The following is a 3,453-nucleotide window of genomic DNA, read 5'->3' as shown; positions in this document are numbered from 1 at the left end:
GCGCGGCAATGTCGACGAAAGCCGCAACGCCACGCAACCTGAAGGGCTATTGCGCGCACTGTTCGACGATCAGGTCCACGACTCACGCGCCTGGTTCTTGTACACACGGGGACGTGAGTGGTTCGGCAGCTACTTCGGCGAACGCATGGTGTTTTTCGGCGAGGCCGGCCGTCGCGACCTGGCGCTGTATGGCGAGAACGGTGAAATGCTGGCGCGCACCAACCCGAATGCCCGGCCTGCCGGCGCCGCGCAACCTGTGGTGCTGGACGCCGAACAGCTGGCCAAGGCCATGCAAGACATTGATGCGCTGTGGGAAGCGTTTTATGCCCAGGCTGGTGAGGTGAAAAATGCATCGGCCTGAACCTGTTTTTCGACGCGTAGCGCAGGACCGCAGGCCCGAGCTCAAAGCCAGCCCTTGGCGCGAACGGGCCGTTGTCGTCGGCATTCTGGTTGGCAGCCTGCTTGTTCAAGACGCCCAGGCCAGCACTCTTGAAGCCATCAATCACACTCACTGGGCAATCAACCATTTCAGTGTCGATGGCCGTTCGGGCATCGACATCATCGGGCCTTATCAGGGAGGCGGGGGCGGTTGTTGCTATATCGCGCCGGCACGTTGGCAGCCGGGTACCACGGTGCGTATCGATTGGGAAACTGGCGTGGCTTACTCGGATGACTTTCCTGGCTTTGCCAATAGGCCCAAATATTTGGCTTGGAAAAAAAAGGTGAATGCTCAAAAACGCCAACACAGCAAAGTCGTCCCAATCCCTGACTACACCGGCCAAAAAGTCTGCGGCCTCACCGTGCACTTCCTGCCCTGCGAAGAACTGCAAGTCACCACCTCCTGCTACGCCTACGGCAGCCCTGAATACCCGATCAAGACCCCGTTGCATTTACCGGAGCCACAGTCATGTCCGAAGTGAAATACGCCGAAGGGCTAAAGGGCTGCACTGCAGCCAACCAGTCAAGAGAACACTGCACTAAACAAGGATCGCCGCTGCTGCGTCAGTTCCAGTGCGCCGACACGTGGGTGGCCTCATGAAAGTGGCTCCCGAGTATGCCCCCTATCCCCAGGCGCAACGCGCCAACTACAAGCGATGGCTGGTTAACGGCGCAGCACTGTTGGGTTTGGTGTTTGTTGGCGCCGATCTGTTGGAGTCGGTCGAGCATGGAAGTAGTGACTGGAGTCTTTTGCGATTATTGCTGGACGTTTTCACCGTCTGGGGTGTGATGATTGGCGTGGCAGTGCTGTGGCTGCTGGCACTGCTGTTGCGCGTGTTGTACTACCGTTTGAACTGGCATGTCGCGCGATACCATGCCAATGCAGCCACGCGGGTTCAGCACACCTGGTGGATCCACCATCGCCAGAAAGTCGGGTTGATCGAATCGGTGCTATTGGGCGCCGCCTGCAGTTCGCCCGAACATCGACAAAGCCTGTTCAGTCCTGAGCATCAACCCCCAGTACCAGAGACGACGCCCGAGGGCCCGGCGATTCGACTGCTCCAGGTACTTGGACGCGATGTCGCCGAGCGCGAACGACAACTGGCAGCGTTGCTGGCCCTGCAGTGGGTCGAGCAGCGTACGGAACCCGAGGTGGTGCAGCCAGTGTGTTGTTACTGGCAAGGTTCACTGGACGCCTGGCAAGCGTTTGTCGAGCAGATGAGGCAGTGCTGTCCGCAAATCCAGTTGCCCGAACAACCCGAGCCCTGGCAAGGCATGCAGAGTCTTGACGCGATCATTGATCGGCTGCATGGGGCACCCTGGGATATCCGCATTCTTTGTGCCGGTTGCCACTCTTCGCCGCCCGATACACAGAGTCACATGCCCGCGGGCGAGGCAGCCGTGTTGTGGTTGCTCGGCCCGCGAGGTCGGGTGCGCTTGTCTCGCGGGGAGTGGTTCGCGGCGGATGCCGAGAGCCTGGCGTCGGTAGCCGAGCGGGCGTCGCAACAGAGCGAGCTGAAGTCTTCCGCCCCGGTATGCGTGTCGTTCTCTCAACCCGACATGCCGCCGCTGTCTGTCATGGATTGGAACACCCGCCAACACCTGCAAGACGCCAACTTTGGTGCGCTGCAGAACCTGGAGGCCATGGTCGTGCAGACCCTGGCTGCCTGGTATGCCGAGCAACATAGCGTGCCTTGTGCCTGGTTGGCGAATGACCCTCAACACACCCTGGCCCTGGGCATTGTGGAGTCCGATCATGCAGAGAGCTGAAGCTCCAAAAATATCGTCCTGGCCGACGGCGCTGTTGCTGGCGCTGGTCGTGGCCGTAGTGGTCACGGTGGGTGGTGTGGTCTGGTGGTTGTGGACTGGGCGTGGTCCTGTGAGCCAAGCCATGTGGGTGGATCTGCTGCTCAAAGGACTGATGTGTTGGGCTCTGCTGTTCAGCCTGGCAGGTTCGATCTGGTTGATCCTGAAGAAAGGAATTCACAAGCTGGTGATGGGCACTCAGCCTCTACTGCCCTTGCCGAACACCAAGGCACCTCCGTCAGACGAGTGCGCCAATGCACTCGCAGATTTGCGCAAGCACTACGGCCCCTTCTGGCGCCTCAAGGTGCGCGTGCTCCTGGTCGTCGGCGAACCTGAACAGATCGAAGCCATCGTCCCCGGCCTGACCACCCGGTACTTCCTGCATGCACAGGACACCGTGCTTCTTTTCGGCGGTAGCGTGCAGGCGCCAATGCTGTTCAGCCAATGGCAGCGTTTGAGCCGCTGGCGTTCCTTCGATGGCGTGGTCTGGGCCTTGAACAAGGCGCAGACCACCGACGCCGCAGCGCTCGGCGAAAACGTGCGGCGCCTGTGCGATCTGGCGCGGGCGCTGCATTGGCAGTTGCCGCTGCACCTGTGGCAGGTCTGCGACAGTGGCTGGCTTCAGCACGGGCGCCCGATGCAGCCGGTGGGTTGCGCGTTGCCCGCCGGCTTCACTGTCGTCGAGTTGGAGAGTCGCCTGGAGCAATTGCTCGAGCCTTTGCGCCAGGAGGGCCTGGAGCAGATGCGTGGGCAGATGCAGCATGACTTTTTGCTGCGCCTGTCCCGCGATCTGCAGGTCGAGGGCATTCCCCGCTGGCGGCAGGCGCTGGCGCCATTGCTCGGCGAGTTGGCCCGGAGCGTGCCGTTGCGCGGGTTGTGGTTCAGCCTGCCGTTACCATCGGCACCGGCGGATACCCATAACCGCGGTAATTTCTGGTCGATAGCGCCAGTGTGGCAGGGCGTGCTCGGCGATACAAAGGCGCGCGTCCGTCGCCTCGGTTGGCCTGCGACCCGTATCGCGCAGGCCCTGATGCTCGCCCTGGCACTGGCCTGGAGCGCCGGCATGTTGCTGTCCTTCGTCAGCAATCGCGTGCACATCGCCCAGGTGCAGACGTCGCTGGCGACCCTGCAACAATCATCAACCAGTGACGAACAATTCCTCGCCCTGAATGACCTGACCCGCGAACTCGATCGCCTGGAATACCGCGT

General features: G+C 61.3%; 2 protein-coding genes and 2 pseudogenes. All 4 read left to right on the top strand.

What is annotated here, in order from left to right; genetic code table 11:
* Positions 1–361 (top strand): annotated as a pseudogene (locus NPS56_RS30815) (T6SS phospholipase effector Tle1-like catalytic domain-containing protein); the annotation flags it as partial.
* The gene (locus tag NPS56_RS30810) at positions 348–920 is read left to right on the top strand and encodes a DUF3304 domain-containing protein (protein ID WP_274078147.1); all 573 of its coding nucleotides are present in this window, start codon (positions 348–350) and stop codon (positions 918–920) included. The pseudogene NPS56_RS30815 and the gene NPS56_RS30810, both read left to right, overlap by 14 nt.
* A gap of 115 nt (positions 921–1,035) precedes the next feature.
* Positions 1,036–2,208 carry a hypothetical protein gene (locus NPS56_RS30805; RefSeq protein ID WP_274078146.1) on the top strand — a complete coding sequence of 391 codons (1,173 nt, stop codon included), beginning with the start codon at positions 1,036–1,038 and terminating at the stop codon, positions 2,206–2,208.
* Positions 2,195–3,453 (top strand): annotated as a pseudogene (locus tag NPS56_RS30800) (ImcF-related family protein); the annotation flags it as partial. The gene NPS56_RS30805 and the pseudogene NPS56_RS30800, both read left to right, overlap by 14 nt.

It is taken from the genome of Pseudomonas putida (genome assembly GCF_028682635.1).
In the GTDB taxonomy this organism is placed as follows: Bacteria; Pseudomonadota; Gammaproteobacteria; order Pseudomonadales; family Pseudomonadaceae; genus Aquipseudomonas; species Aquipseudomonas putida_AE.
This window is presented reverse-complemented; position numbering and strand designations above follow the sequence as displayed.